Origin of the sequence: Pseudomonas lini (assembly GCF_964063345.1) — a bacterium.
Taxonomy (GTDB): Bacteria; Pseudomonadota; Gammaproteobacteria; order Pseudomonadales; family Pseudomonadaceae; genus Aquipseudomonas; species Aquipseudomonas lini_B.
This window is the reverse complement of record NZ_OZ061318.1, coordinates 4,233,224-4,257,744: the sequence shown is the minus strand read 5'-3', so window position 1 is coordinate 4,257,744 and position 24,521 is coordinate 4,233,224. Positions and strand designations below refer to the sequence as shown.

General features: G+C 59.2%; 26 protein-coding genes. 11 read left to right on the top strand and 15 right to left on the bottom strand.

Going from position 1 to position 24,521, the window contains the following annotated elements; all coding sequences use genetic code 11:
* Nucleotides 1–67 precede the first annotated feature (67 nt).
* From AB3226_RS19150 to AB3226_RS19130, 5 genes are read right to left on the bottom strand one after another with little or no spacing between them, the layout of a single operon-like run.
* A complete protein-coding gene (locus AB3226_RS19150) occupies nucleotides 68–373 on the bottom strand; it encodes a lipid asymmetry maintenance protein MlaB (RefSeq protein ID WP_367374187.1) in 306 nt (101 codons plus the stop codon).
* A complete protein-coding gene (locus AB3226_RS19145) occupies nucleotides 370–1,023 on the bottom strand; it encodes a phospholipid-binding protein MlaC (RefSeq protein WP_367374186.1) in 654 nt (217 codons plus the stop codon). Before AB3226_RS19145 ends, AB3226_RS19150 begins: the two co-directional genes overlap by 4 nt.
* 11 nt (nucleotides 1,024–1,034) lie before the next feature.
* A complete protein-coding gene (mlaD, locus tag AB3226_RS19140) occupies nucleotides 1,035–1,502 on the bottom strand; it encodes an outer membrane lipid asymmetry maintenance protein MlaD (protein WP_367374185.1) in 468 nt (155 codons plus the stop codon).
* Nucleotides 1,502–2,299, bottom strand: a complete 798-nt coding sequence (gene mlaE, locus AB3226_RS19135) for a lipid asymmetry maintenance ABC transporter permease subunit MlaE (protein ID WP_367374184.1) — start codon at nucleotides 2,297–2,299, stop codon at nucleotides 1,502–1,504. The genes mlaD and mlaE overlap by 1 nt, the downstream gene beginning before the upstream one ends.
* Nucleotides 2,299–3,108: an ATP-binding cassette domain-containing protein gene (locus tag AB3226_RS19130; protein ID WP_367374183.1), complete on the bottom strand. Its 810-nt coding sequence runs from the start codon at nucleotides 3,106–3,108 to the stop codon at nucleotides 2,299–2,301. Before AB3226_RS19130 ends, mlaE begins: the two co-directional genes overlap by 1 nt.
* Nucleotides 3,109–3,384: 276 nt before the next feature.
* On the opposite strand from AB3226_RS19130, the gene AB3226_RS19125 reads away from it, so the two are divergent.
* The 10 genes from AB3226_RS19125 (at nucleotide 3,385) to AB3226_RS19080 (ending at nucleotide 10,417) form a co-directional block, all read left to right on the top strand.
* On the top strand, nucleotides 3,385–4,359 hold the full coding sequence (locus AB3226_RS19125) for a KpsF/GutQ family sugar-phosphate isomerase (protein WP_123720006.1): 975 nt from the start codon (nucleotides 3,385–3,387) through the stop codon (nucleotides 4,357–4,359).
* The gene (locus AB3226_RS19120; RefSeq protein WP_367374182.1) at nucleotides 4,359–4,883 is read left to right on the top strand and encodes a KdsC family phosphatase; all 525 of its coding nucleotides are present in this window, start codon (nucleotides 4,359–4,361) and stop codon (nucleotides 4,881–4,883) included. Before AB3226_RS19125 ends, AB3226_RS19120 begins: the two co-directional genes overlap by 1 nt.
* 7 nt (nucleotides 4,884–4,890) lie before the next feature.
* Nucleotides 4,891–5,463, top strand: a complete 573-nt coding sequence (lptC, locus tag AB3226_RS19115) for an LPS export ABC transporter periplasmic protein LptC (protein WP_367374181.1) — start codon at nucleotides 4,891–4,893, stop codon at nucleotides 5,461–5,463.
* Entirely contained in the window at nucleotides 5,450–5,998 is a 549-nt protein-coding gene (gene lptA, locus AB3226_RS19110) for a lipopolysaccharide transport periplasmic protein LptA (protein WP_367374180.1), read from the top strand. Before lptC ends, lptA begins: the two co-directional genes overlap by 14 nt.
* The gene (gene lptB, locus AB3226_RS19105; RefSeq protein ID WP_030128011.1) at nucleotides 5,998–6,723 is read left to right on the top strand and encodes an LPS export ABC transporter ATP-binding protein; all 726 of its coding nucleotides are present in this window, start codon (nucleotides 5,998–6,000) and stop codon (nucleotides 6,721–6,723) included. The genes lptA and lptB overlap by 1 nt, the downstream gene beginning before the upstream one ends.
* A 184-nt stretch (nucleotides 6,724–6,907) precedes the next feature.
* Entirely contained in the window at nucleotides 6,908–8,401 is a 1,494-nt protein-coding gene (locus tag AB3226_RS19100; protein WP_038978967.1) for an RNA polymerase factor sigma-54, read from the top strand.
* 79 nt (nucleotides 8,402–8,480) lie between these two features.
* A complete protein-coding gene (gene raiA, locus AB3226_RS19095) occupies nucleotides 8,481–8,789 on the top strand; it encodes a ribosome hibernation-promoting factor, HPF/YfiA family (protein WP_003178005.1) in 309 nt (102 codons plus the stop codon).
* A gap of 12 nt (nucleotides 8,790–8,801) precedes the next feature.
* Nucleotides 8,802–9,266 carry a PTS IIA-like nitrogen regulatory protein PtsN gene (ptsN, locus tag AB3226_RS19090; protein WP_367374179.1) on the top strand — a complete coding sequence of 155 codons (465 nt, stop codon included), beginning with the start codon at nucleotides 8,802–8,804 and terminating at the stop codon, nucleotides 9,264–9,266.
* Nucleotides 9,267–9,268: 2 nt separating this feature from the next.
* Nucleotides 9,269–10,126 carry an RNase adapter RapZ gene (gene rapZ, locus AB3226_RS19085; protein ID WP_123498993.1) on the top strand — a complete coding sequence of 286 codons (858 nt, stop codon included), beginning with the start codon at nucleotides 9,269–9,271 and terminating at the stop codon, nucleotides 10,124–10,126.
* A 15-nt stretch (nucleotides 10,127–10,141) separates the two neighbouring features.
* On the top strand, nucleotides 10,142–10,417 hold the full coding sequence (locus AB3226_RS19080; protein ID WP_367374178.1) for an HPr family phosphocarrier protein: 276 nt from the start codon (nucleotides 10,142–10,144) through the stop codon (nucleotides 10,415–10,417).
* Nucleotides 10,418–10,592: 175 nt separating this feature from the next.
* Here the strand turns inward: AB3226_RS19080 and AB3226_RS19075 are convergent, their stop codons facing one another.
* The 6 genes from AB3226_RS19075 to pmbA all read right to left on the bottom strand — a co-directional run bounded on the left by AB3226_RS19075 (nucleotide 10,593) and on the right by pmbA (nucleotide 15,966).
* Complete coding sequence (locus AB3226_RS19075; protein WP_367374177.1) at nucleotides 10,593–11,486, bottom strand: ZIP family metal transporter; 894 nt, start codon at nucleotides 11,484–11,486, stop codon at nucleotides 10,593–10,595.
* 28 nt (nucleotides 11,487–11,514) lie between these two features.
* Nucleotides 11,515–12,138, bottom strand: a complete 624-nt coding sequence (locus tag AB3226_RS19070; RefSeq protein WP_367374176.1) for a superoxide dismutase — start codon at nucleotides 12,136–12,138, stop codon at nucleotides 11,515–11,517.
* 1 nt (nucleotide 12,139) lies between these two features.
* Nucleotides 12,140–12,580, bottom strand: a complete 441-nt coding sequence (locus AB3226_RS19065) for a hypothetical protein (protein ID WP_367374175.1) — start codon at nucleotides 12,578–12,580, stop codon at nucleotides 12,140–12,142.
* A gap of 27 nt (nucleotides 12,581–12,607) precedes the next feature.
* Nucleotides 12,608–13,984 carry a class II fumarate hydratase gene (locus AB3226_RS19060; RefSeq protein ID WP_367374174.1) on the bottom strand — a complete coding sequence of 459 codons (1,377 nt, stop codon included), beginning with the start codon at nucleotides 13,982–13,984 and terminating at the stop codon, nucleotides 12,608–12,610.
* Complete coding sequence (locus AB3226_RS19055; protein WP_305423527.1) at nucleotides 13,977–14,372, bottom strand: FagA protein; 396 nt, start codon at nucleotides 14,370–14,372, stop codon at nucleotides 13,977–13,979. The genes AB3226_RS19060 and AB3226_RS19055 overlap by 8 nt, the downstream gene beginning before the upstream one ends.
* Before the next feature lie 247 nt (nucleotides 14,373–14,619).
* Complete coding sequence (pmbA, locus tag AB3226_RS19050) at nucleotides 14,620–15,966, bottom strand: metalloprotease PmbA (protein ID WP_367374173.1); 1,347 nt, start codon at nucleotides 15,964–15,966, stop codon at nucleotides 14,620–14,622.
* A gap of 108 nt (nucleotides 15,967–16,074) precedes the next feature.
* Here pmbA and yjgA point away from each other — a divergent pair, with 108 nt between their 5' ends.
* Nucleotides 16,075–16,599 (top strand): ribosome biogenesis factor YjgA, encoded by a 525-nt coding sequence (gene yjgA, locus AB3226_RS19045; protein WP_007901505.1) that lies wholly within the window; start codon nucleotides 16,075–16,077, stop codon nucleotides 16,597–16,599.
* 60 nt (nucleotides 16,600–16,659) lie between these two features.
* On the opposite strand, the gene tldD is transcribed toward yjgA, so the two are convergent.
* The 4 genes from tldD to rng form a co-directional block, all read right to left on the bottom strand.
* Nucleotides 16,660–18,102, bottom strand: coding sequence for a metalloprotease TldD (gene tldD, locus AB3226_RS19040; protein WP_123498976.1), 1,443 nt, complete (start codon nucleotides 18,100–18,102; stop codon nucleotides 16,660–16,662).
* A gap of 12 nt (nucleotides 18,103–18,114) precedes the next feature.
* Entirely contained in the window at nucleotides 18,115–18,969 is an 855-nt protein-coding gene (locus AB3226_RS19035; RefSeq protein ID WP_367374172.1) for a carbon-nitrogen hydrolase family protein, read from the bottom strand.
* 191 nt (nucleotides 18,970–19,160) lie between these two features.
* The gene (locus AB3226_RS19030) at nucleotides 19,161–22,964 is read right to left on the bottom strand and encodes a YhdP family protein (RefSeq protein ID WP_367374171.1); all 3,804 of its coding nucleotides are present in this window, start codon (nucleotides 22,962–22,964) and stop codon (nucleotides 19,161–19,163) included.
* A 75-nt stretch (nucleotides 22,965–23,039) separates the two neighbouring features.
* Entirely contained in the window at nucleotides 23,040–24,497 is a 1,458-nt protein-coding gene (gene rng, locus AB3226_RS19025) for a ribonuclease G (RefSeq protein WP_008008603.1), read from the bottom strand.
* Between the last annotated feature and the right edge of the window lie 24 nt (nucleotides 24,498–24,521).

Sequence of the window (24,521 nt, the reverse complement as noted above, 5' to 3'; positions counted from 1 at the left end):
AAAAAGCCCCGCGCCTGCGAACCCCGCGAAGCAGGACTCTGACGGGGGGCTTCTTTATAGATGCGGTTCAGGGATGCGCCAACAGCTCGGTCAATTCGCTGACCTGAGCGATTTCACGCATGTCTTCGGGCATCGCACGAATGCTCAGGGCCTTGCCGGCCGCCTGGGCATCGCGCATGAAGCACAGCAGCAGCGACAAGCCGACGCTGCTGGACTTCTCCACCGAGGAGCAATCAACCACCAGCGCAGCTGCGTTACTGGATTTGATCAGCGCCTGCCCCTGCTTGCGCAGGTTCGGGCCTGTCCGGTAATCCAGCACGCCACTGAGCAGCAGTTCGCCGGATTCGCTCATGCGAATGGCCGACTCACTCATTGGGTTTGGTTCTCGGTAGATTTTTCGGTGGCTTCCTTGGCTTTGGCGACTTCCCCGGCCCAACCGTTGATGGTTTTGTCCAGGTCGTTGCCATTGCGCTGCATCGCATCAGCGAACTGATCGCGGAACAGCTTGCCGATATTGATGCCATTGATGATCACGTTGCGCAGCTTCCACTCGCCATTGATCTTTTCGAGTGTGTAAGACACGGGATAGATCGCGCCGCTGCTGCCTTTGACCGTCATGCCAACGCTGGTACGGTCTCCCGACTCATCCTTGGCAGGTTCAACGGTGATGCCCTGGTTGTTGTACTCGAGCAAGGCGTTACCGTAGAACTGGAACAGGCCTTTCTTGAAATTTTCCTGAAAGGTCTGCATCTGCTCAGGCGTGGCTTTGCGCGAATACTTGACCGTCATGATGCTTTTGGAGATGCCCTCGGCATCCACCACAGGCCCGACGATGGTGTTCAGCGCCGCATAAAAGTCTTGCGGATCCTGCTTGTACTTCTCTTTGTTGGCCGCCAGATCGGCGAGCATCCGATTGGTGGTGTCCTGTACCAGATCGTGCGCGGAAGGCCCCGCCACGGCGTTAGCCATCAACGGCAAGGCCGCGAGTATTACCAACAGGCCACGTCGCAAGATAGAGATCATTCAAAAGCTCCTCATTTAGCTTCTTTGCTAACGGTATTGAGCAGGAATTTACCGATCAGGTCCTCGAGTACCAATGACGACTGCGTGTCGTGGATGGTTCCACCCTCCTTGAGCAGGGTTTCCTCCCCGCCCACACTGATACCGATGTATTTCTCACCCAACAGGCCAGCGGTCAGGATAGAGGCAGTGGAGTCGGCCGGCAGGTTATCTACGCGCTTTTCCAGTTGCATGGTCACCCGACCGGTGAAGCTGTCGCGGTCCAGATCGATCGCCGTGACCTTACCGATGGTCACACCGGCCATGGTCACTTTAGCTCTGACCGTCAAACCGGCGATATTATCGAAATATGCATAAAGTTTATAAGTATCGGTGGTTGCGCTCGGGGACAGACCACTGACCCGCAACGCAAGCAACAGCAAAGCCAGGATGCCAGCCAGCAAGAAAAGGCCGACACCGATTTCCAGGGTGCGGTTTTGCATCAGAAATCTCCAAACATCAAGGCGGTCAGAATAAAGTCCAGGCCGAGTACAGCCAAAGAGGCATACACCACGGTCTTGGTAGTGGCACGACTGATCCCCTCGGAAGTGGGCTCGCAGTCATAGCCTTGGAATACGGCGATCCAGGTCACGACGAAGGCAAAAACGATGCTTTTGATAATGCCGTTGAGCACATCGTCGACAAACGTCACGCTGTTTTGCATGTTCGACCAGTAAGAGCCTTCATAGACACCCAGCCAGTCGACAGCCACCCACGAACCGCCCCAGATGCCCACCACGCTGAAAATCATTGCCAGCACCGGCAGGGAAATGAAGCCGGCCCACAGGCGCGGGGCAATGATGTACTTGAGCGGGTCAACCCCGATCATTTCCAGACTGGACAGCTGTTCGGTGGATTTCATGTTGCCGATTTCGGCGGTCAGTGCCGAACCTGCGCGCCCGGCGAACAGCAAGGCCGTAACCACCGGACCGAGTTCACGCAACAGCGTCAGTGCAACCATCTGCCCGACTGCCTGCTCCGAACCGTAGCTGGACAGAATGTTAAAGCCCTGCAACGCCAGCACCATGCCGATGAATACCCCGGAGACCACAATGATCACCAGGGACATCACGCCCACCGAATGCAGCTGCTTGACCAGCAGGCCAAAACCGCCACCGATGCCGCCACGACCGAGCAAGGCATGGAACAGGAACAACGCCGAACGCCCGAACACCTCCAGTACATCGATGCCGGCGCGGCCGAACCGGCGCACTCTTTCTATCAGTGAAATCTTGCGCATCAGCGCTTCCCCAGAAGATCTGCGCGGTAATCCGGCGCTGGAAAGTGGTATGCGACCGGACCGTCGGGTTCGCCTGTCAAGAATTGACGAATACGTGGCTCATCCGACTTCATCAAATCCTTGGGTGCGCCCTGGCCCAACACTTGCCCGTCGCCCACCACAATAAGGTGGTCGGCAATGCTCGCGGTCTCGGCCAGATCGTGGGAGACCACGATGCTGGTGATGCCCAGCGCATCATTGAGCAGGCGGATCAGGCGTACCAGCACGCCCATGGCGATCGGGTCCTGGCCAACAAAAGGCTCGTCATACATGAGGATTTGCGGATCGAGAGCAATGGCCCGGGCCAGCGCGACGCGACGCTTCATGCCGCCGGACAATTCGTCAGGCATCAGGTCAATGGCGCCACGCAAGCCCACGGCCTGCAATTTGAGCAGGACAATGTCTCGGATCATTTCTTCCGGCAGCTCGGTATGAACACGCAGCGGAAAGGCGACGTTCTCGAAAACATCAAGGTCGGTAAACAGTGCGCCGCTCTGAAACAGCACACCCATTTGCTTGCGCGCATCGAACAGATCGCTGCGCGACAACGTCGGCAGGTTCTGGCCATTGACCCAGACTTCGCCGCTGGTAGGGCGCAATTGTGCACCTATCAGCCGCAGCAGCGTGGTCTTGCCACACCCGGAAGGCCCCATGATGCCGGTGACCTTGCCGCGCGGTATGCGGATATCGACGTTATTGAAAATGCTGCGCGCACCGCGCTTGAAGGTCAGTCCCTTCAGCTCGACCGCGTAGGCGTTATCGGCACTCATCTAAACTCCTTGCGATGCAGCCTCTCACTCGGACGCCTGGCTTTCTGGCGAAAGCACATACCTCCCCGGGCAGGCCGAACTGGCGGCGAACTATATCACTGCAAAGGCCAAGCGCCCAAGGCCCAAGCCGGGCACGTTCAGCATCATGCCCCCCTGAAATCATCTATTTAGAGAGATTCGGTAACAAGTAATGACAAACCGCGACGAACTTGCGTGAGGGTTTTGATCATTACCGTTATAATCGCCGCCTTTTCATCAGGCTATTCGATTTCCGACATGAACCAATCCAGCGACCTGATTCAATCAGCACAACGTACCATCCGCCTCGAACTGGAAGCCGTACAAGGTTTGCTGCCCCATATCGATGCAGATTTCGTACGTGCTTGCGAGATGATTCTGGCCAGCAAAGGCCGCGTAGTCGTGGTCGGCATGGGCAAATCGGGGCACATCGGCAACAAGATTGCCGCCACCCTGGCCAGCACCGGCACCACGGCCTTTTTCGTGCACCCGGCCGAGGCCAGCCATGGCGACATGGGCATGATCACCCGTGATGACATCATTCTGGCGCTGTCGAACTCCGGTTCCACCAACGAAATCGTCACCTTGCTGCCGCTGATCAAGCGCCAGGGCATTCAAATGATCAGCCTGACCGGTAATCCCGAGTCGCCGCTGGCCAAGGCAGCGGAAGTCAACCTCAATGTAAGCGTCGAACACGAAGCCTGTCCGCTGAACCTGGCACCCACCTCGTCGACCACCGCAGCGCTGGTCATGGGTGATGCTCTCGCCGTTGCCTTGCTTGAAGCTCGAGGCTTTACCGCTGAAGATTTCGCTTTTTCCCACCCGGGCGGAGCCCTTGGCCGCCGCTTGTTGCTGAAAGTGGAAAATGTCATGCATGCCGGCACCGAATTGCCGCAAGTGACGTGCGGTACGCTGCTCAAGGATGCCTTGATGGAAATGACCCGCAAGGGGTTGGGCATGACCGTCGTACTAAGCACAGATGGAAAACTTGCCGGGATCTTCACCGACGGCGACCTGCGCCGCACTCTGGACCGCACCATTGATATCCACAGCACGACCATTGATGAAGTGATGACTGCCCACGGCAAGACCGCTCGTGCCGAGATGCTCGCCGCCGAGGCGCTGAAAATCATGGAAGACCATAAAATCAACGCGCTGGTAGTAGTCGACAGCGAAGACCGCCCGGTCGGCGCCTTGAACATGCACGACTTGCTGCGTGCGGGAGTAATGTAATGGGCACGGACCTGCTGCAACGCGGCAAACAGATCAAACTGGCGGTGTTCGACGTTGATGGCGTGCTGACCGACGGGCGCCTGTACTTCCTCGAAGACGGTAGCGAGTTCAAGACGTTCAACACCCTCGACGGCCAGGGCATCAAGATGCTGATGGCCGCCGGCGTGCAGACCGCTATCATCAGCGGCCGCAAGACCCCGGTGGTTGAACGACGCGCGAAGAACCTCGGTATTCCACACCTTTATCAGGGTCGCGAAGACAAACTGGTGGTGCTAGACGAACTTCTTGCCCAGCTCAACCTGAGTTATGAACAAGTGGCCTACCTTGGCGACGACCTGCCGGACCTCCCAGTGATTCGCCGCGTAGGCCTGGGCATGGCGGTGGCCAGCGCTGCCAGTTTCGTGCGCGAACATGCCCACGGCATCACCCAGGCCCGCGGTGGCGAGGGTGCTGCTCGCGAATTCTGCGAATTGATCCTGCGCGCCCAGGGCCGTCTCGATGCGGCCAACGCCGCGTACCTGTGAGCCCATCATGCTGAGCAAAAAAATTCGCAACATCCTGGTGTTCGGTTGCATAGCAGCGATTTTTGCGGCGGTCGGCTACTGGAACATCAGCCCTGAACGCTTCCTCGACAAGCCGGTGGCGAAGGTCGATGAAAGCGCGATCGACTATTACGCCGTCAATGCCCATAGCGTGCAGTACCTGCCCGACGGCAAACTGCAATACGAGATGACGTCGGACAAGGTCGAACACCTGAAAGCGACCGAAGTGACGTTGCTGACCAATCCTGACCTGAACATGTTCCGCGGCACCGAGTTCCCGTGGCATGTCCAGAGCGAGAAGGGTGAAGTCAATCCGGACGGCACTCAGGTCGAGCTGATTGATTCGGTACGTATCACCCGTTTCGACGAAAAAAACCGCAAAACCCTGATTACCACCACCCGTATGACAGTGTTCCCGCAGCAGCAATATGCGCAGACCGATCAACCCGTTAGAATCGACGGCGCTGGCGGTGTATCGACAGGCAACGGAATGAAAGCGTACTTGAAAGAAAGCAGGATACACCTGCTATCGAACGTAAGAGGACAGTATGAGGCTCGTTAAAACTCTCCCTATTTTGCTCAGTCTGGGCGCAGCACTGGGAAGCGTGAGCGCCTGGGCTCTGCCGAACGATCAAGAGCAGCCTATCCGCATTCAGGCCGACGATGCCCAACTGGACGACAAGAATGGCGTTGCCACCTATAAAGGCGACGTGATCATCACTCAGGGTTCGATGATCGTTAAGGGCAACACCGTAACCATCACTCGCACCCCGGCCGGCGATATCGACGTGGTGACTTCGGTGGGCAACCTCGCCTACTTCGAGCAACTGCAAACGGCGGGCGATACCAAGCCGGTTCAGGGCTACGGCGTAACTATTCAGTACCACGCCTCGCAAAACCGCGTCGTGCTGATCGATCGCGCTAAAGTCATCGATAAAGACAACAACGTCACCCAAGGCGAGAAAATTGTCTACGACACGGTCAAAAAGCTTGCGAGCGCCGGTCGCGCCACGGGTAACAAGGTCACTGAGGCACGTCCTCGCATCGACATGGTGATCCAGCCGAAGAAGAAAACCGACGAGCAAAAGGCCCAGTAATGGCAACTCTGAAAGCTCAGCATCTGGCCAAGAGCTACAAGAGCCGTCAGGTCGTGCGCGACGTCAGCCTGTCCATCGACAGCGGTCAGATCGTCGGCCTGCTTGGTCCTAACGGTGCCGGTAAAACCACTTGCTTCTACATGATTGTCGGCTTGGTGCAGGCCGATCAGGGCCGCGTCCTGATCGATGACCTGGACGTCAGCCACCAGCCAATGCACGGTCGCGCGAAGGCGGGTATCGGCTATCTTCCGCAAGAAGCATCGATCTTCCGCAAACTGTCGGTGGCCGACAACATCATGGCCATCCTCGAGACCCGCAAGGAACTCGACAAGGCCGGTCGTCGCCAGGAGCTGGAAAGCCTGCTGCAGGAATTTCACATCCACCACATCCGCGACAACCTCGGCATGAGCCTGTCCGGTGGTGAACGCCGCCGTGTGGAAATCGCCCGAGCCCTGGCTACTAACCCGAAATTCATCCTCCTCGACGAACCCTTCGCCGGCGTAGACCCGATTTCGGTGGGCGACATCAAGCAGATCATCCACCACCTCAAGGCCAAAGGCATTGGTGTGCTGATCACGGACCACAACGTCCGCGAAACCCTGGATATCTGCGAAACGGCCTACATCGTCAACGACGGCCAGTTGATCGCCGAAGGTGACTCCGCCACCATCCTGGCCAACGAACTGGTCAAGGAAGTGTATCTGGGCCATGAGTTCCGCCTGTAAGCACTGAGGTGCCCCAGTCGCCGAGAGAGCGCTCGCTTCAATAAAAAATCAATAAGTTTTTATTGTTACAGCGCTCTAGGCAAACACTTCAGTTTCGGGCATATAATTTGCTTATGTTTGGCGCTTCGGCGCTCTGTAGTGGATGGCGCATGTGCGCCGGCGAATAAGGTGTTAAGCCCCTGCCATGAAACCATCGCTAGTCTTGAGAATGGGCCAGCAGCTGACGATGACACCGCAGCTGCAACAGGCCATCCGCCTGCTCCAATTGTCGACCCTGGACCTGCAACAGGAAATCCAGGAGGCCCTGGAGTCCAATCCGATGCTCGAACGCCAGGAAGAAGGCGACGACTTCGATAACGCTGACCCCTTGGCCGATAGCGCCGAACAAAAACCCAACGCCGACATTCAGGAACCCTCTTACCAGGAAACCGCCCCAACGGTGGATAACCTTGAGGAAGGCGACTGGAACGAGCGCATCCCCAACGAATTGCCCGTCGACACGGCCTGGGAAGACGTCTACCAGACCAGCGCCAGCAGCCTGCCGAGCAACGATGACGACGAGTGGGATTTCACCACCCGCACATCGGTCGGTGAAAGCCTGCAAAGCCATTTGCTCTGGCAACTGAACCTGGCACCTATGTCCGACACCGATCGCCTGATCGCCGTGACCCTGATCGACTGCATCAACAATCAGGGCTACCTGGACGAAACCCTCGAGGAAATCCTCGAAGCTTTCGACCCGGAACTGGACATCGAACTGGACGAAATCGAAGCCGTCCTGCACCGCATCCAGCAATTCGAACCCGCTGGCATCGGCGCCCGCAACCTCGGTGAGTGCCTGCTGCTGCAACTGCGTCAACTGCCAGCCAAGACCCCTTGGCTGGCCGAGGCCAAGCGCCTGGTCACCGACTACATCGACCTGCTCGGCAGCCGCGACTACAGCCAGCTGATGCGTCGCATGAAGCTCAAGGAAGATGAACTGCGTCAGGTCATCGAACTGGTCCAGAGCCTCAACCCGCGCCCGGGTTCACAAATCGAGTCCGCCGAAGCCGAATACGTCGTTCCCGACGTGATTGTGCGCAAGGACAACGAGCGCTGGCTGGTGGAGCTGAATCAGGAATCGGTGCCACGCCTGCGTGTCAACGCCCAGTACGCCGGTTTCGTGCGCCGCGCCGATACCAGCGCTGATAACACCTTCATGCGTAATCAGCTGCAGGAGGCTCGTTGGTTCATCAAGAGCCTGCAAAGCCGCAATGAAACCCTGATGAAAGTCGCCACCCAGATCGTCGAGCATCAACGCGGCTTTCTTGAATACGGTGACGAAGCCATGAAGCCGTTGGTGCTGCATGACATCGCCGAAGCGGTGGGCATGCATGAATCGACGATTTCACGGGTGACCACGCAAAAATTCATGCATACCCCACGGGGCATCTATGAACTGAAATACTTTTTTTCCAGCCACGTCAGTACCTCCGAAGGCGGTGAATGCTCGTCCACGGCGATCCGCGCGATCATCAAAAAACTGGTTGCCGCGGAAAATCAGAAAAAGCCGTTGAGTGACAGCAAGATCGCTGGTTTACTGGAGGCACAAGGCATTCAGGTAGCCCGTCGCACCGTCGCCAAGTACCGCGAATCCCTGGGGATCGCGCCTTCCAGCGAACGGAAGCGGTTGATGTAGCCGCCGGGCTCGCCACAGCGTTCCAGTGGCAGGCATTTCTGCCTGCCGCTTTATGCACTGGCAACGAAGGAGAAGCTGTATGCAAGTCAACATCAGTGGACACCAACTGGAAGTGACCGAACCCCTGCGCACCTACATCGGCGAAAAACTCGACCGATTAGAGAGGCATTTCGACAAGATCACCAATGTTCAAGTCACGATGAACGTCGAAAAACTGCTGCAGAAGATCGAAGCCACGCTGCATATTCCCGGCGGAGAGGTGGTCGCCAATGCCGAGCATACGGACATGTATGCCGCCATCGACCTGCTGACCGACAAGCTGGATCGCCAACTTAAAAAGCATAAGGAAAAGACCCAGAGCCTCCTCCAGGGCGCGACCGGTCGTTAACACTCCCAATCCATGATCCGACTAGAAACCATCCTGACCCCCGGCCGTTCCCAAGTGAACGCGCCGGGTGGCAGTAAAAAGAAAGCCCTCGAGCAAATTGCCAACCTTATCCACCGCGAAGTACCGGATCTGGAAATGCAGGACGTCTTCGAGGCCCTGATTGCCCGTGAGAAACTCGGCTCTACCGGTTTCGGCAACGGCATCGCCATCCCCCACTGCCGGCTTAAAGGCTGCACCTCGCCAATCAGTGCGCTGCTGCACCTGGAAGCCCCTATCGATTTCGACGCCATTGATGGCGCCCCGGTTGACCTGCTGTTTGTCCTGCTGGTCCCGGAAGCCGCCACCGATGCGCACCTGGAACTGCTGCGCCAGATTGCCAGCATGCTTGATCGCAAGGAAGTGCGTGAAAAGCTGCGCAGCGCCCCGAGCAACGAAGCCTTGTATCAGGTTGTCCTGGACGAGCAAACCGGTCACTAATCATGCGCCTGATCATCGTCAGCGGCCGCTCCGGCTCAGGTAAAAGTACCGCCCTCGATGTGCTCGAGGACAACGGTTATTACTGCATCGACAACCTGCCTGCCGGCTTGCTGCCGGAACTGGCCGAGCGCGCATTGATTCACACCGAACTGGCACAACCGCTGGTGGCCGTGTCCATCGATGCGCGTAACTTGCCGAGTCACTTGTCACGGTTTCCCGAATTGCTGGAAGAAGTCCGCAGCCGGCATATCCAGTGCGATGTGCTGTACCTGGACGCCGACGAAGAAACCTTGCTCAAACGCTTTTCGGAAACTCGCCGTCGTCACCCACTGAGCAGCGCCAACCGCTCATTGGCGGAGGCGATTCAGGACGAAACCAATCTGCTGGGGCCTATCGCCGATCTGGCCGACCTCAAGGTCAACACCACCAATCTGAACCTGTATCAGCTACGCGATACCATCAAGTTGCGCCTGCTGAATCAGCCGGAACCGGGCACCGCGTTCCTGGTGGAATCTTTCGGCTTCAAGCGTGGCATGCCGGTGGACGCTGATCTGGTGTTCGACGTGCGCTGTCTGCCCAACCCTTACTGGAAGCCGGAGCTACGGGCACAGTCCGGGCTCGATCAACCGGTGGCCGAGTACCTGGCGGCACAGCCTGACGTCGAAGAGATGTTCCAGGACATTTCCTCCTACTTGCTCAAGTGGCTGCCCCGCTTTGCCGCCAGCAACCGCGCTTATGTCACCATTGCCATTGGCTGCACCGGCGGGCATCACCGCTCTGTCTACCTGACCGAACGCCTGGGTCAGGTCCTGCAAAAAACCCTGAAGAACGTCCAGGTCCGCCACCGCGACCTCAGCTAAAGGATTCACATCGCGATGCCTGCTCTGGAAATCGAAATCATCAACAAGCTGGGCCTGCATGCCCGTGCGTCTGCCAAGTTCGTCGGGGTTGCCGGTCAGTTTCCGGATTGCACGATCAGGGTAGGACGCACGCCAGAATCCGTGGTAGATGGCAAAAGCATCATGGCCATGATGATGCTGGCCGCTGGCAAGGGTACCAAAATCCACCTGAGTACCGAAGGCGAACAGGAACAGGAAGCGCTTGAGGCGTTGGTGGCGTTGATCAACAACTTCTTCGACGAAGGCGAATAAACAGCGCAGTCTCTTGTGGCGAGGGAGCTTGCTCCCGCTGGGCTGCGAAGCGGCCCCAAAATTGCCACCCTTGTACACAAACATAACCGCATTCGCTGATTTTACGACTGCTCCGCAGCCGAGCGGGAGCAAGCTCCCTCGCCACAAAAGCACCTCTTCGCTAAATCTGCGCACCTCAAGCCAACGCGGTATCCATCACCATCATCAGACAAAACCCGATCAGCAGCCCAAGGCTGGCCAGTTTGTCGTGACCATGACGGCGCGATTCGGGGATGACTTCGTGAGTCACCACCAGTAACATCGCACCGGCCGCCAGTGCCAGCCCCAAAGGCAGCAGCAGTTCGGCCAGGCTCACCAGCCAGGCGCACAACAATGCGAAGACCGGCTCGACCAACCCTGACGCAGCACCGATCAGGAACGCCTTGACCCGCGACATCCCTGCTCCGGCCAACACCAATGCAATCACCAGCCCTTCCGGCACATCCTGCAAAGCGATGCCCATGGCCAGGCTGTCGGCGTCGGGCATGCCACCACCGGCCGAGACGCCGACCGCCATGCCTTCGGGGATGTTGTGGGCAATGATGGCAAACACAAACAACCAGATCCGCGGTGGAATCACTGGTCGCTCCAACGTTCCCACGAGCATTTCAGGCGTAGCGCCAGACACCTTGCGATCCACCAGAAACAAGCCGAATGCGCCCAGCATGATGCCGAAGCTGATCAGGCCGCTAGCCGCCCAAGGCGTCAGCCCGAGGTTTTCGGCTGCGGCAATGCCCGGCACAATCAGCGAAAACGCCGTCGCCGCGAGCATCACTCCGGCCCCAAAACCCAACAGTGTGTCACTGACTGCTTGAGGCATCCGTCGAATCACCAGCACCGGCACGGCGCCCAAGGCTGTGCCCAAGGCGCAGATCGCCCCGCCCTGCAGGGCGCGCTGCAGTTTCGGTTCGAGGTCCAGCCAGCTCAGCCCTTGAGCAACCAATAACGTCACGCCCGCCAGCAGTAACAGCGATCCCAGTGCGTAACGAAACATTCGTCCACTTCCAATCGCCAGTGTTTCAGTGCCCATAGTCAGCCCTGGATTGTTTTATAGAGACTTAGGGGGCGTTCTCAACCAGCGCAGCCTGATAACGCGCGGCGACTTCGGGCCAATTGATCACGTTGTAGAACGCATTGATGTATTCCGGACGGCGGTTCTGATAGCGCAGGTAATAAGCGTGCTCCCAAACGTCCAGGCCGAGAATCGGCGTATTGCCGTTCATCAATGGGCTGTCCTGGTTGCCGCTGCTTTCAACGATCAAGGTCTTTTGCGGCGTCACACTCAACCAGGCCCAACCGCTGCCAAAACGGGTCAGCGCAGCTTTGGTGAAGGCCTCCTTGAAGTTGTCGAGACCACCCAGCTGTTCGTCGATCGCCTTGGCCAGCGCGTCTTCGGGCTGGCCACCGCCGTTGGGGGCCATGACTTCCCAGAACAACGAATGGTTGGCATGCCCTCCGCCCTGATTGATCACCGCCGCGCGAAGTTTTTCCGGCAATTGCTGCACAGCCGCCACCAGTTTTTCCACGGGCCATTCAGCAAACTCAGTGCCTTCGACTGCAGCGTTGAGGTTGTTGATGTAGGTCTGATGGTGTTTGGTGTAGTGGATTTCCATGGTCTGCGCATCAATGTGCGGTTCCAGGGCGTCGTAGGCGTACGGCAAGGCTGGCAGGGTAAAAGCCATTTCAATGAACTCCATGTTGTAAGGGCGCAGGCTGATGCGAGGGCGAAGCGGTGTCGGCGTGCAGCAAACGGTGGGTACGCGGATACTCGCCGTGATCGCTGATGAAATTCAGCAGCTCGACATAGGTTTTGCTGCTCTGACGCAGCGCGGCTTCACGCAAAGCTGGCGCCAGTCGCGAGTTCTGCACGGTCTGCAACAGTCGTTGATGGATCGCGCACAGGTACTCGGCGCTCTCCTCCGGCTGGTTCAGGCGCAAATGCAAATCCGCCAGGTTGTGGTGGGAAATCACGCAGGCCGCCACCGCTTCGTCGGCATCCGCCCAGCGCTCGAACAACACTTGAGCCAGCGCCAGTGCCTGCAAGTAAGCCTCGCGGGCATCAACGAGTTCGCCCAGCATGAAATGGCGGTTGGCCCTTTCGATCGTGCGTTTCCAGTGCTCCATGGTGAGCCTCCAAAGCGGTAGCAGTGATTACACGCCGCCTGCGGTGAGCTTCTCTGGGTTGAGCAATTCTTCCAGTTGGCTGCGCGTCAGGTCGGTGTGTTCCAGGGCGACATCGATCACCGGCCGGCCCTGCTGATAAGCCTTCTTGGCAATTTCAGCGGCTTTTAAATAACCAATGATCGGATTGAGGGCAGTGACCAGTATCGGATTGCGCGACAGCGCTTCCTTGAGCCGGGCCTCGTTGACCTTGAAGCTGGTGATAGCCTTGTCGCCCAGCAGACGGTTGACGTTGGCCAGCAACTCGATACTGCTCAGCAGGTTCTGGGCGATGATCGGCAGCATGACGTTCAACTCGAAATTGCCCGACTGGCCGGCGACGGTGATCACCGTGTCGTTGCCGATCACTTGAGCGGCAACCATCGCGGTGGCTTCCGGGATCACCGGATTGACCTTGCCGGGCATGATCGACGAACCGGGCTGCAAGCCTTCGAGTTCGATTTCACCGAGCCCGGCCAACGGGCCGGAATTCATCCAGCGCAGGTCATTGGCGATTTTCATCAAGGAGACCGCTGTGGCCTTGAGCTGCCCTGAAACGCTGACTGCCGTGTCCTGCGAGCCGATCAGCGCAAACAGGTCCTTACCCGGCGTGAACTGCACCTGGGTCAGTTGGCTGAGTTGCTGGCTGAAACGCGCCGCAAACTCTGGATGGGCATTGATCCCGGTGCCCACCGCCGTGCCGCCCTGCGCCAGGGATTGCAGGCTTGGCAGCAGATCTTGTAGATGACCGATATTGGCCTTGAGCTGTTGCGCCCAACCATTGAGCACCTGACTCATGCGCACGGGCATGGCGTCCATCAAATGGGTACGCCCGGTTTTGACGAACGGATGAACCTGCTCGGCCTTGTGCTCAACCACCTGCACCAGATGCACCAGCGCCGGCAGCAACTGCTCATGCAAGCTCAATGCGGCACTGACATGGATGGTGGTCGGAATGATGTCATTGCTGCTCTGACCGCAATTGACGTGATCGTTGGGATTCACCGGCTCGCCCAACAAGCGGCTGGCCAGCGTGGCGATCACTTCGTTGGCGTTCATGTTGGAACTGGTGCCGGAACCGGTCTGGAAGATATCCACCGGGAAATGCTGCATGAAGTCGCCTTCGAGCAGGCCTTGAGCTGCGTCGACAATGGCCTTGCCCTGGGATTCGCTGATCTGTTTGAGCTCGACGTTGGCTCGGGCGGCCGCAGCCTTGGCCAGAATCAGCGCCCGGATGAACTGCACGGGCATCGGTTTTCCGCTGATCGGGAAGTTATCCACCGCGCGCTGGGTTTGCGCGCCATAAAGGGCGTCTATCGGGACTTGCAGCTCACCCATGCTGTCGCGTTCGATACGTGTGTTACTCATCGGGAGATCCTTGCACCAGTTCTATGAGGGGGATGGAGGGTTGCAACTCGCAGGTCGCCAGTTGCCAGGCGTAGCTTTGCCAGCGCTTGAGGCGGCAGCCGCAGAGTGATTGCCGTTCGAGATCGCGCAATGGCCGCCAAGCCTGGTCGAGACACAGGCTGCGCCAGTGCCAGGGCAGCGCGACATCGGTGGCGGTGTCGAGCAGCAAACGGAAAGAGGTTTCGGCGATGGTCCAGGGAGAGGTGGCCGTGCAACACGCCAGATACCGGCCTTCGGCCAGGTAATGTTCGATCAGGCGCGGCTCGTCAGGGTCCATGGCGCAACGGATCTGGCGACTCATCCAGCGCCAGCTTTCGAGGTAAGGCTGCTCGTGCAAGGCAGAACTCATGATCCGGGCTCATTCGGTAATGAGATTTATTATTAGATGATAATGAGAAGCAAAACAAGCATAGCCATCCATGGAGATTTATTGTGGGAGCGGGCTCGCTCGCGAAAGCGGTGTACCAGCCGACGCAGATATCGAATGTGATGGCCTCTTCGCGAGCAAGCCCGCTCCCACAGGGTCTGGGTTGCGGCCAATAAAAAAGGCGCGCCACCCAATGGGATGGCGCGCCTTTTTGTGCAGCAGTCGGAGGTCAGCTACCCGCCACTGTCATCCGCTCGATCAACACCGAACCGGTGCGAATGTTACTGCGCAATTCCAGGTCATTACCGACCGCAATGATCTGCTTGAACATGTCGCGCATGTTGCCGGCGATGGTCACTTCTTGAACCGCGAACTGGATTTCGCCGTTCTCGACCCAGAAACCCGCCGCACCACGGGAGTAATCACCAGTGACCATGTTCAGGCCCTGCCCCATCAATTCGGTGACCAGCAAGCCTCGGCCCATGCGCCGCAGCAAGGCAGCCTGATTTTCGTCGCCATGGGTGACGAACAGGTTGTGCACGCCGCCGGCATTGGCGGTACTCGGCATGCCTAGCTTGCGGCCGGAGTAGGTGCCGAGTATGTAGGACACCAACTCGCCCTTCTCCACGAACGGCTTGGCGTAGGTCGCCAGGCCATCGCCGTCGAAGGCCGAACTGCCCAGGGCGCGCATCAGGTGCGGACGTTCATCGATGGTCAGCCATTCCGGGAACAGCTTCTGCCCCAGTGTGCCTTCGAGGAATGATGATTTGCGATACAGACTGCCGCCGGAGATCGCCGACAGGAAACTGCCGAACAAGCCACCGGCCAGTTCCGCGGAAAACAGCACCGGCACTTCGCAGGTCGGTACCGGACGCGCGCCCAGACGGCTCGCCGCCCGTTGCGCGGCACGCTGGCCGATGCTCTCCGGAGAGGCCAGCAAATTGCCCTGACGGTTCACGTCATACCAGTAATCGCGCTGCATCTGGCCATCGGCTTCGGCGATCATCACGCAACTGAGGCTGTGACGAGTCGATGCGTAACCACCGATAAAACCATGGCTGTTACCGTAAACCCGGCAGCCCTGGTGAGTGCTGAGGGTGGTGCCGTCGGCATTCTTGATCCGGCTGTCGGTGGCAAACGCCGCCGCTTCACAGCCCAGGGCCTGCTCGATGGCTTGCTCCGGGGTGATGTCCCATTGATGGAACAGGTCGAAATCCTGCAGATCCTTGGCCATCAACGCGGCATCCGCCAGGCCCGAGGCTTCGTCTTCGGAGGTGTGCTTGGCAATGGCCAGCGCGGCGGCGACGGTTTCGCGAATTGCTTCCGGACCACTGGCCGAGGTGCTGGCCGAGCCTTTGCGCTGCCCCACATACAAGGTGATGCCAAAGCCCTGATCGCGATTGAACTCAACGGTTTCGACTTCCCGCTGACGCACCGTGGTCGACAAGCCCTGCTCCAGCGACACGGCCACTTCACAGGCACTGGCGCCCTGGCGCTTGGCTTCAGCGATGATCTGCTCGACTTGTTCTTGCAGTGCCGGCAACGCTTGTGGGCCGACGCTTTCAACTGCACTCATGCTGTTCTCCACTCAAATTCTGCTTTCGGCTAGGGCCTTCGAGCGACCGGGCCGGACAAGCGGCCCCCGACTGGTTATCATGGCGGCGTTTCTTTGCGGACGGCCACCATGGTTGATTCTTACGACGACTCCCTCGATACGGGAGAAAAAAGCAAATCCCAGGTTAAACGCGAGCTTCATGCTCTGGTTGACCTTGGCGAGCGCCTTACAACGCTCAAGCCTGACTTGCTGGCAAAACTGCCGTTGACCGACGCTATGCGCCGGGCCCTGGCCGATGCGCCCAAGCACACCGCGAATATCGCGCGTAAACGGCACCTTATGTTCATCGGCAAACTGATGCGCGATCAGGACACTGACGCCATTCTGACTCTGCTCGATCAACTGGATGCCTCCACTCGGCAGTACAACGAACGTTTCCATGGTCTGGAACGCTGGCGCGATCGCTTAATCGCGGGCGACGATGCAGTCCTGGAGAAGTTCGTGCTCGACTACCCGGAAGCTGATCGTCAGCAATTGCGCTCCCTGATCCGTCAGGCCCAGCACGAACTGGCGACCAACAAGCCACCGGCTTCGAGCCGTAAAATCTTCAAGTACATCCGTGAGCTGGACGAGACTCAACGCGGTCTGCGTTAAGTCCCGAATCGGGTGAGTTGCCTCGCAACTCACCCGAAGCTTCACTTTTTCAAGAGTCCCTTACGATCCTGTGCCACCCACAGTGATCGCATCAATTTTCAGCGTTGGCTGGCCGACACCCACCGGCACCGACTGCCCATCCTTGCCACACGTTCCCACACCGCTGTCCAGCGCCAGATCGTTACCAACCATCGACACCTTGCTCATGGCTTCCGGCCCGTTGCCGATCAACGTCGCCCCTTTGACCGGGGCAGTAATCTTGCCGTCTTCGATCAGGTACGCCTCACTGGTGGAGAACACGAACTTGCCGCTGGTGATGTCCACCTGACCGCCGCCGAGGTTGGCGCAGTAGATGCCCTTTTTCACCGAGGCGATGATTTCCGCCGGGTCGCTTTCGCCAGCCAGCATATAAGTGTTAGTCATGCGCGGCATCGGCAGGTGCGCGTAGGATTCGCGACGACCATTACCAGTGCGGGCTACGCCCATCAGGCGCGCATTGAGCTTGTCCTGCATGTAACCTTTGAGGACGCCGTTTTCGATCAGCGTGGTGCACTCGGTCGGCGTGCCTTCGTCGTCGACACTCAGCGAACCACGGCGCCCGGCGAGGGTGCCGTCATCGACGATGGTGCAGAGCTTCGAGGCAACCATCTCGCCCATGCGACCGCTGTAGGCCGAACTGCCCTTGCGGTTGAAATCGCCTTCCAGGCCATGGCCAACCGCTTCGTGCAGCAACACGCCGGACCAACCCGAACCCAACACCACCGGCAATGTACCGGCCGGGGCCGGGATCGCTTCCAGATTCACCAGCGCCTGACGCAACGCTTCGCGGGCATAGCCCATGGCGCGGTCATCGCTGAGGAAATAGCGGTAATCGGTACGACCGCCGCCGCCATGACCACCGCGCTCACGACGGCCATTCTGCTCGACGATCACGCTGACGTTGAAACGCACCAGCGGCCGCACATCCGCCGCCAGCCCGCCGTCGGTGGAAGCAATCAAAATCCGTTCCCAGACGCCGGCCATGCTCACAGTGACTTGCTGGATACGCGGGTCGAGGGCTCGAGTCGCCACATCGATGCGCTTGAGCAGTTCGACTTTCTCGGCACGGGTCATCACTTCCAGCGGGTTATCCGGCCCGTACAATTGAGCGACATCCTGGGTGGTGAACGCTTGCACAGTACCGTTCTGCCCGGCCCGGGAGATCGAACGGGCCGCACGGGCAGCCGCGCCCAGCGCTTCGAGGGTGATCGCATTGCTGTAGGCGAAACCGGTTTTTTCGCCCGATTGCGCCCGCACGCCGACACCCTGGTCGAGGTTGAAGCTGCCTTCCTTGACGATCCCGTCTTCCAGCGCCCAGGACTCGGAAATCTGCCCCTGGAAATACAGGTCGGCGGCATCGATGCCCGGGCCGGCCAGATCGCCGAGCACACCTTGCAGGCTCTCGATCGTTACGCCGCCGGGTGCCAGGAGGTGTTCACTGACGGAGGACAACAACTCGCTCATATGCTTTACGCCTTAAATTCGTCGTTCTGATGCAGGTCGCTGGGCGCCCTGCGAGAAAAAGCGCCGATGAGTAGACACCGGCATCCGCGCCCTGATGGACGCCTGTTCGCTGCTGTCGCGTTCGGCCAGCAGCACGGCCTCGCCTTGGTCCTGTTGTGCCAGCACACGTCCCCATGGGTCGACGATGGCGGCATGACCAAAGGTTTCTCGTGGCCCCGGATGCGTCCCACCCTGGGCGGCCGCAAGCATGTAACACTGAGTCTCGATGGCCCGCGCGCGAATCAGCACGTCCCAATGAGCCGCGCCGGTCACCGCGGTAAAGGCTGACGGCGCGGTAATCAACTCCGCGCCGGCTGCACGCAATTCACTGTAAAGCTCTGGAAATCGTAAATCGTAACAAACCGTCAGGCCGACTCGACCGACGGGCGTGTCGGCAACCACCACGCCACTGCCATAAGCATAGTCATCGGATTCGCGATAACGCCCGCGATTGTCCGCCACGTCTACGTCGAACAGGTGCAGCTTGTCATACCGTGCAACGGTTTCGCCCTGATCATCAACCAGCAACGAGCATGCATGCACTTTGGCTGTCGGTTGATCCACCGGCGGCAACGGCAATGTGCCGGCCACTATCCATAACTTGAGGTCGCGGGCGGTCTGTTTCAACCACGGCAGGATCGGGCCTTCGCCCAAGGCTTCGGCGCGGCCGATGTCGGCAATGTCGCGACGGCCCATGGCAGCGAAGTTTTCCGGCAGCACGGCAAGCCGCGCGCCACCGGTCGCCGCCTGCTCAAGCAGACGACGGGCCTGGGCCAGATTGGCCAGCACATCGCTTTGGCTGACCATTTGAATCACCGCTACAGACATGGCCTATTCCCTATGTGAAATCTACGCAGACCTGTAGGAGCGAGGCTTGCCCGCGAAGGCGTCTTTCCTGACGCACCGTGGTGCGTCGTTTCGCGGGCAAGTCGGACCGCCGCACCGCTCGCTCCTACAGGTGCATTAGAACGTAGGGACATGCTACTCCATAGGCCCAAGGAGTGCTTTTTCAAAAGAATTCAAAAAGGCTTGTCGAAGGTGATTTTCGGTTCTTTCCATGGGCCTTTGACGGTGTATTTAACGCTGGCAAAGCGCGCCACGCGGTCACCGATCAGCTTATCGATCAGGAACAGCGCCCCGCCGACGGCCGGGGCACCAACGATTAGCGCGGCAATCGGCAGATTGTTGGTCACCGGTAAAGTCACCAGCAACTTGGCATCGACCTGATCACCCACCAGGTCCAGTGTGCCGTTGAGCTCCACGTTGCTCGACGGCCCGGTCAGCAGAATCGGTTCACGGGTCACGTAGACCCCGTTACTGGCGACCAGCAGGCCTTTGACCCGGTCATAGCTCAAGCCTTTGCCAAACAGGTCGGAAAAGTCCAGGCGCAAGCGGCGGCCAATGGAGTTGAAGTTGAGCAGGCCGAATACCCGCAGCGCCTGAGCGCTGCCCTCGACTTCAACGAACTGACCTTTATTCAGTGACGCATCAAGGCTGCCGGAGAAACGCTTGGTCGCCAGCCACGCCGGTGACCCAGGCCAGCGACCGTCGACATTCATATGAAATTCTTCACTGGTGACGCTCGGCGCAAAGCCCCAGCCCTTGAGCACGTCGGCGAGGTTCTTGCCACTGACCCGGCCCTTGTACCAACTGCTGGAATTACCCGGCATGCCTTCCCAGCCACCGCTGCCCTGCAAGAGGATGCCCTTGAGGCCCAAATCCAGGGAATTGAAGGCAATGCCCTTGGCGGTCGGCCGAACTTTCAGATGCCACGCGCCCACCAGATCCGGCCCCTGGAACAGCTGATTGATAGTGACATCCAGCGCCGGAATCTTCGTCGGATCCACGGAGGCCAGCGGATCCGGCGAATTCTCGTCAGCCAGCACCGTAGGGTCTGGTGCCGGCAAACGTACGTATTGCAGATTGACCGCAATCGGTGCGGCTTTCGCATCGGGAATACCGATGCTGCCCTTGGCCTGCTGACTGTCGAGTTGCAGGGCCCACGCGGCGGGTTTACGCGTCAACTGCACCGACGCCTGATCGAGGGTGGTGCCGAAACCAGTGAGTTTTCCAACCTTCAAATCCACGCCGCTGAGCAGCTGTTTGGCGCTGCCACCTGGATCCTGACCGGCATACCTGGTTACCAGATCCTGCCAGGGGGCGACATCCAGCTCGGACAGTACTCCACGCACGCGCAAGCCTTTGGCACCGGGTAACACGGCATTGCCGCCACCGAGAAGCAACTCACCGCGACCGTCGGCGAAATTGCCGGTTGGTGCCGCAAACGTGAAGTTTGCCAGCTCACCGTAGTTGACCCAGTAACGCCGCTCCGGTCCTTGCAGGGTCATGCGGAACACGGTATCGCGCCCGACATCGGCCGCCATGCCGAACGGCGCCGGCAAATCCACCGCCACGCCCCTGAGGTTGGAGCTGACCATCAATTGACTGTCGGCGCCATCAAGGTTCAGCTGCAACTGATAAGGGATCATCCCCGTCACTGGCAATGGCTGAGTGACATTCAGCCAATCGGTGAGTTTCTTGACCTCGACCTCACCCGATGCGGCAACCCGAGTGTTGAGCTTGCCCGGGCTGCCTTCAGCGAAGATCTGTGCGGTCACTGGCTTGTCGAACGCACGCGCCGTGATCTTTTGCCCGCTTAAACCCTTGGTGCTGTCGAAACGGAAATCGCCCTTGAGTTGCGTCAGCTCCAGGGTGGGCTCGCGGAGCTTCAAACGGGCTTTGTCGGTCTTGAAGTCGACGAGGATTTTCGGCTTCTCGCCTTTGACCAGCGGGATATCGAGTTTGAGCTTGCCTTGCAGATCGCCCTCGCCTTCCCAACCGACGAAGGTGTCGGCGGTGCCGATCGGCGCTTCCTGCAGAATCTTCAGGCCATCGCCCAACCCGCCAGCGAACGCGCCATCGAGGAACAGATGAGTGCTCTGCCCGGCAGGTACACGGGGAATATTGACGTAGACGTCGCTGACCTGGGTGTCGAGCAATTGGCCCTTGCTGGCGATGATCCGCACACCGCTGTCTTCGATGAACACATCGCCGCTGACCTTGCTGACATGCGGCCAGCCTGGCTGAAACGCCAGTTCGGCATCGTGGACCTTGAAGAACAGGCTGATGCTGCGGGCCGTTTCGGCGGCGCCGTGGTTCAGCGAACCCTGGTACTGGAAGAAACCTTCATCCACCGCGCCTTTGAGAATCGCGGTGCGCAGCCATTCGTCCAGCCCCGGGCTGAGAACCGTGGGCAGGTACTTGGCGGTGTAGCGACCGTCGCCGTCGACCAGGCCGACCCGCAGGTCCATGTAGTCTTCCTGGGTGTGATCGAAATGCAGGCGGATCAGGAAGTCGCCGGCAATCTTGCCCTCCTCGCCCAGTACCTTCAGGTACGGTGCAATCAGGGTGAAACCTTCTTTGTCGAGTTTCCAGGTCAACCGGGCGTTGGCCTGAATGTACTGCCATGGCTTGGCGAAAATCGGGTCCAGGTGCAGGGAGAAATCCTTGCTGTCCATGCGCAGCTCGCCCTGCCCGAGGTCGCCGCCGATGTTGCCGCTGACATTTCGCACCGCTGGTGCACCGCGATAAGCGTCGAAGCCGACCTTTTCCAGATTGGCGGCAAAGCTGAATTTGCTGTCATCGGTAGCGGCTGGGCGGAAGTCGATCAGCACGTTGCGCAAAACTCCGGTGACCTTGAGCCGCTCGACCGCCGTGGCGACACCTTCGGGCAATGGGCCCAGGGCGTTCAGCAGCGGAGTGAGCGGTGTGAGATCGAGACGGTCGGCTTGCAGGTGCAAGAGCTCTGGCACCGTATCGGTCGCGGCAGTTTGTTGAAATTGCAGTTTCGATTCCCAGCGGGTGTCACCCAGGCTCATCGCCAGAGAATCCAGGGTTACCAGAACGCCTTTGGAACTGCGCTGGAAATACCCGTTCAGCGCCAGATTATTGATCTGGATCGGCTTGCGCTCGGCGTAGGCGCCCTTGAGTTGCGGCGCGTTCAAACGAATCGCGGCGCGTTGCAGGGTGCCCTTGCTCCAGTTCACCCAGAGCTCGCCACCGGCCTTGATCTCGGAGAAGTTCCATTGCTGGGTCAGGCGCTCGGGCAACCATTTCGACCAATCACTCTGCGGCAGGCTCAGGTAAGCGTCCGCTTCGCCGTCCTTCCATTGGGCAGCGCGCAAATGGGTGCGCAGGCTCATCGCTACCGGCTGACCGTCGGGCAGGGTCAAACGGGCATCGAGCCGTTGGTGGGATGGACCGGTTTTCAGATTCAGGCCGACGTATGTCAAGGTCAGCGGCGACTCCCCTAACGGCTGCAAGGTGATCTGGCTGTCGAGTACCGATAGCTGCTGGACGATCTGCATGCGATTGAGCAGTTGTTCCGGGTTCAGCGGCTGGTCCTGCTGCACCGGCAAACCTTCCAGCGCCCAATGACCGTCTTCGCCTTCCTTGAGGCTGATCTTCAGGCCGTTGAGCTCCAGATGTGCAATGCGCACTTCGCGCGCCAGCAAGCTGGCCCAAAGATCCGGCACCGCGCGCACCTGATCCAGGCGCAGGGCATTGGAGCCCTCGCCGACCATCACGTCGTGGGCCAGCAGAACCGGGGCGAGGCCACTCCAGTTACCTTCCAGCTTGCCGATCTGCAGGGGCATGCCCAAGGCATTGCTGGCTTTATCTTCGACGTCGGCACGGTACTCGGCCACCAGCGGCGTCAGTTCCCGGCCGAGGCTGACGAACAGCGCCATCAGCACTAAAACCAACGCACACAGGCCCAGACCCCAGCGGGTCAGTGCGGCCAAAATGCGTGTCAGACGCTCCATGTCAGGTGGCTCCCATGGCATAAATACTGCAAAAAGCTGAGGCCAGCCGTTCTAGTGGAGGTGAAACACAGCGATTCAGAGCAACACCACGTCGTATTGTTCCTGGGAATACATGGTTTCCACCTGGAACCGAATAGTGCGCCCGATAAAGCCTTCGAGCTCGGCAACGTTGCCCGACTCTTCGTCGAGCAAACGGTCGACCACTTTCTGATTCGCCAGCACCCGATAGCCTTCAGCCTGATAGGCCCGGGCCTCACGCAGGATTTCGCGGAAGATCTCGTAGCACACGGTTTCCGGAGTCTTGAGTTTGCCGCGACCCTGGCAGCTGCTGCACGGTTCGCACAGCACTTGCTCAAGACTTTCGCGGGTGCGCTTGCGGGTCATCTGCACCAGGCCCAACTCGGTGATGCCGATGATGTTGGTCTTGGCGTGATCGCGTTCCAGTTGCTTCTCGAGCGTGCGCAACACTTGACGCTGATGCTCTTCATCTTCCATGTCGATGAAATCGATGATGATGATCCCGCCCAGGTTACGCAGGCGCAACTGACGGGCAATGGCGGTGGCGGCTTCGAGGTTGGTCTTGAAGATGGTTTCTTCGAGGTTGCGATGACCGACAAAGGCCCCGGTATTGACGTCAATGGTGCTCATGGCTTCCGCCGGATCGACCACCAGATAGCCACCGGACTTGAGCGGCACCTTACGTTCCAGGGCTTTCTGGATTTCGTCTTCGACGCCATACAGGTCGAAGATCGGCCGTTCGCCAGGGTAATGCTCCAAGCGGTCGGCGATTTCCGGCATCAGTTCGGCGACGAACTGCGTGGTTTTCTGGAAGGTCTCCCGGGAGTCGATGCGGATCTTCTCGATCTTCGGGCTCACCAGGTCGCGCAAGGTGCGCAGCGCCAGGCCGAGGTCTTCGTAGATCACACTCGGCGCGCTGATGGTCTTGATCTGTTCGTTGATCTGGTCCCAGAGCCTGCGCAGATAGCGGATGTCCATGAGGATTTCATCGGCCCCGGCCCCTTCGGCTGCGGTACGCAAAATAAAACCGCCGGCTTCCTTGATGCCTTCTTTGGCCACGCAGTCGGTGACCACTTGCTTGAGGCGTTCGCGCTCGGCTTCGTCCTCGATTTTCAGGGAAATGCCGACATGAGCGGTGCGCGGCATGTACACCAGATAGCGCGAAGGAATCGACAGTTGCGTCGTCAGGCGTGCGCCTTTGGAACCGATCGGGTCCTTGGTGACTTGCACCACCAGGCTCTGACCCTCATGAACCAGCGCGCTGATGCTCTCCACCGCCGGGCCTTCGCGCAGGGAAATTTCCGAGGCATGAATAAATGCGGCGCGGTCCAGACCGATATCAACGAAGGCGGCCTGCATGCCCGGCAATACCCGCACGACCTTGCCTTTATAGATGTTGCCGACGATCCCGCGCTTTTGCGTGCGCTCGACGTGGACCTCTTGCAGGACACCGTTTTCGACCACCGCCACGCGCGATTCCATCGGCGTGATGTTGATCAGGATCTCTTCACTCATGGCAGGGTCTCGTTCAGGCATGTT

Excerpts from the sequence above, each read along its gene's own strand:
- AB3226_RS19150 (WP_367374187.1), bottom strand. The coding sequence starts at position 373 with ATGAGTGAGTCGGCCATTCGCATGAGCGAATCCGGCGAACTGCTGCTC.
- AB3226_RS19145 (WP_367374186.1), bottom strand. The coding sequence starts at position 1,023 with ATGATCTCTATCTTGCGACGTGGCCTGTTGGTAATACTCGCGGCCTTG.
- mlaD (WP_367374185.1), bottom strand. The coding sequence starts at position 1,502 with ATGCAAAACCGCACCCTGGAAATCGGTGTCGGCCTTTTCTTGCTGGCT.
- mlaE (WP_367374184.1), bottom strand. The coding sequence starts at position 2,299 with ATGCGCAAGATTTCACTGATAGAAAGAGTGCGCCGGTTCGGCCGCGCC.
- AB3226_RS19130 (WP_367374183.1), bottom strand. The coding sequence starts at position 3,108 with ATGAGTGCCGATAACGCCTACGCGGTCGAGCTGAAGGGACTGACCTTC.
- AB3226_RS19125 (WP_123720006.1), top strand. The coding sequence starts at position 3,385 with ATGAACCAATCCAGCGACCTGATTCAATCAGCACAACGTACCATCCGC.
- AB3226_RS19120 (WP_367374182.1), top strand. The coding sequence starts at position 4,359 with ATGGGCACGGACCTGCTGCAACGCGGCAAACAGATCAAACTGGCGGTG.
- lptC (WP_367374181.1), top strand. The coding sequence starts at position 4,891 with ATGCTGAGCAAAAAAATTCGCAACATCCTGGTGTTCGGTTGCATAGCA.
- lptA (WP_367374180.1), top strand. The coding sequence starts at position 5,450 with ATGAGGCTCGTTAAAACTCTCCCTATTTTGCTCAGTCTGGGCGCAGCA.
- lptB (WP_030128011.1), top strand. The coding sequence starts at position 5,998 with ATGGCAACTCTGAAAGCTCAGCATCTGGCCAAGAGCTACAAGAGCCGT.
- AB3226_RS19100 (WP_038978967.1), top strand. The coding sequence starts at position 6,908 with ATGAAACCATCGCTAGTCTTGAGAATGGGCCAGCAGCTGACGATGACA.
- raiA (WP_003178005.1), top strand. The coding sequence starts at position 8,481 with ATGCAAGTCAACATCAGTGGACACCAACTGGAAGTGACCGAACCCCTG.
- ptsN (WP_367374179.1), top strand. The coding sequence starts at position 8,802 with ATGATCCGACTAGAAACCATCCTGACCCCCGGCCGTTCCCAAGTGAAC.
- rapZ (WP_123498993.1), top strand. The coding sequence starts at position 9,269 with ATGCGCCTGATCATCGTCAGCGGCCGCTCCGGCTCAGGTAAAAGTACC.
- AB3226_RS19080 (WP_367374178.1), top strand. The coding sequence starts at position 10,142 with ATGCCTGCTCTGGAAATCGAAATCATCAACAAGCTGGGCCTGCATGCC.
- AB3226_RS19075 (WP_367374177.1), bottom strand. The coding sequence starts at position 11,486 with ATGGGCACTGAAACACTGGCGATTGGAAGTGGACGAATGTTTCGTTAC.
- AB3226_RS19070 (WP_367374176.1), bottom strand. The coding sequence starts at position 12,138 with ATGGCTTTTACCCTGCCAGCCTTGCCGTACGCCTACGACGCCCTGGAA.
- AB3226_RS19065 (WP_367374175.1), bottom strand. The coding sequence starts at position 12,580 with ATGGAGCACTGGAAACGCACGATCGAAAGGGCCAACCGCCATTTCATG.
- AB3226_RS19060 (WP_367374174.1), bottom strand. The coding sequence starts at position 13,984 with ATGAGTAACACACGTATCGAACGCGACAGCATGGGTGAGCTGCAAGTC.
- AB3226_RS19055 (WP_305423527.1), bottom strand. The coding sequence starts at position 14,372 with ATGAGTTCTGCCTTGCACGAGCAGCCTTACCTCGAAAGCTGGCGCTGG.
- pmbA (WP_367374173.1), bottom strand. The coding sequence starts at position 15,966 with ATGAGTGCAGTTGAAAGCGTCGGCCCACAAGCGTTGCCGGCACTGCAA.
- yjgA (WP_007901505.1), top strand. The coding sequence starts at position 16,075 with ATGGTTGATTCTTACGACGACTCCCTCGATACGGGAGAAAAAAGCAAA.
- tldD (WP_123498976.1), bottom strand. The coding sequence starts at position 18,102 with ATGAGCGAGTTGTTGTCCTCCGTCAGTGAACACCTCCTGGCACCCGGC.
- AB3226_RS19035 (WP_367374172.1), bottom strand. The coding sequence starts at position 18,969 with ATGTCTGTAGCGGTGATTCAAATGGTCAGCCAAAGCGATGTGCTGGCC.
- AB3226_RS19030 (WP_367374171.1), bottom strand. The coding sequence starts at position 22,964 with ATGGAGCGTCTGACACGCATTTTGGCCGCACTGACCCGCTGGGGTCTG.
- rng (WP_008008603.1), bottom strand. The coding sequence starts at position 24,497 with ATGAGTGAAGAGATCCTGATCAACATCACGCCGATGGAATCGCGCGTG.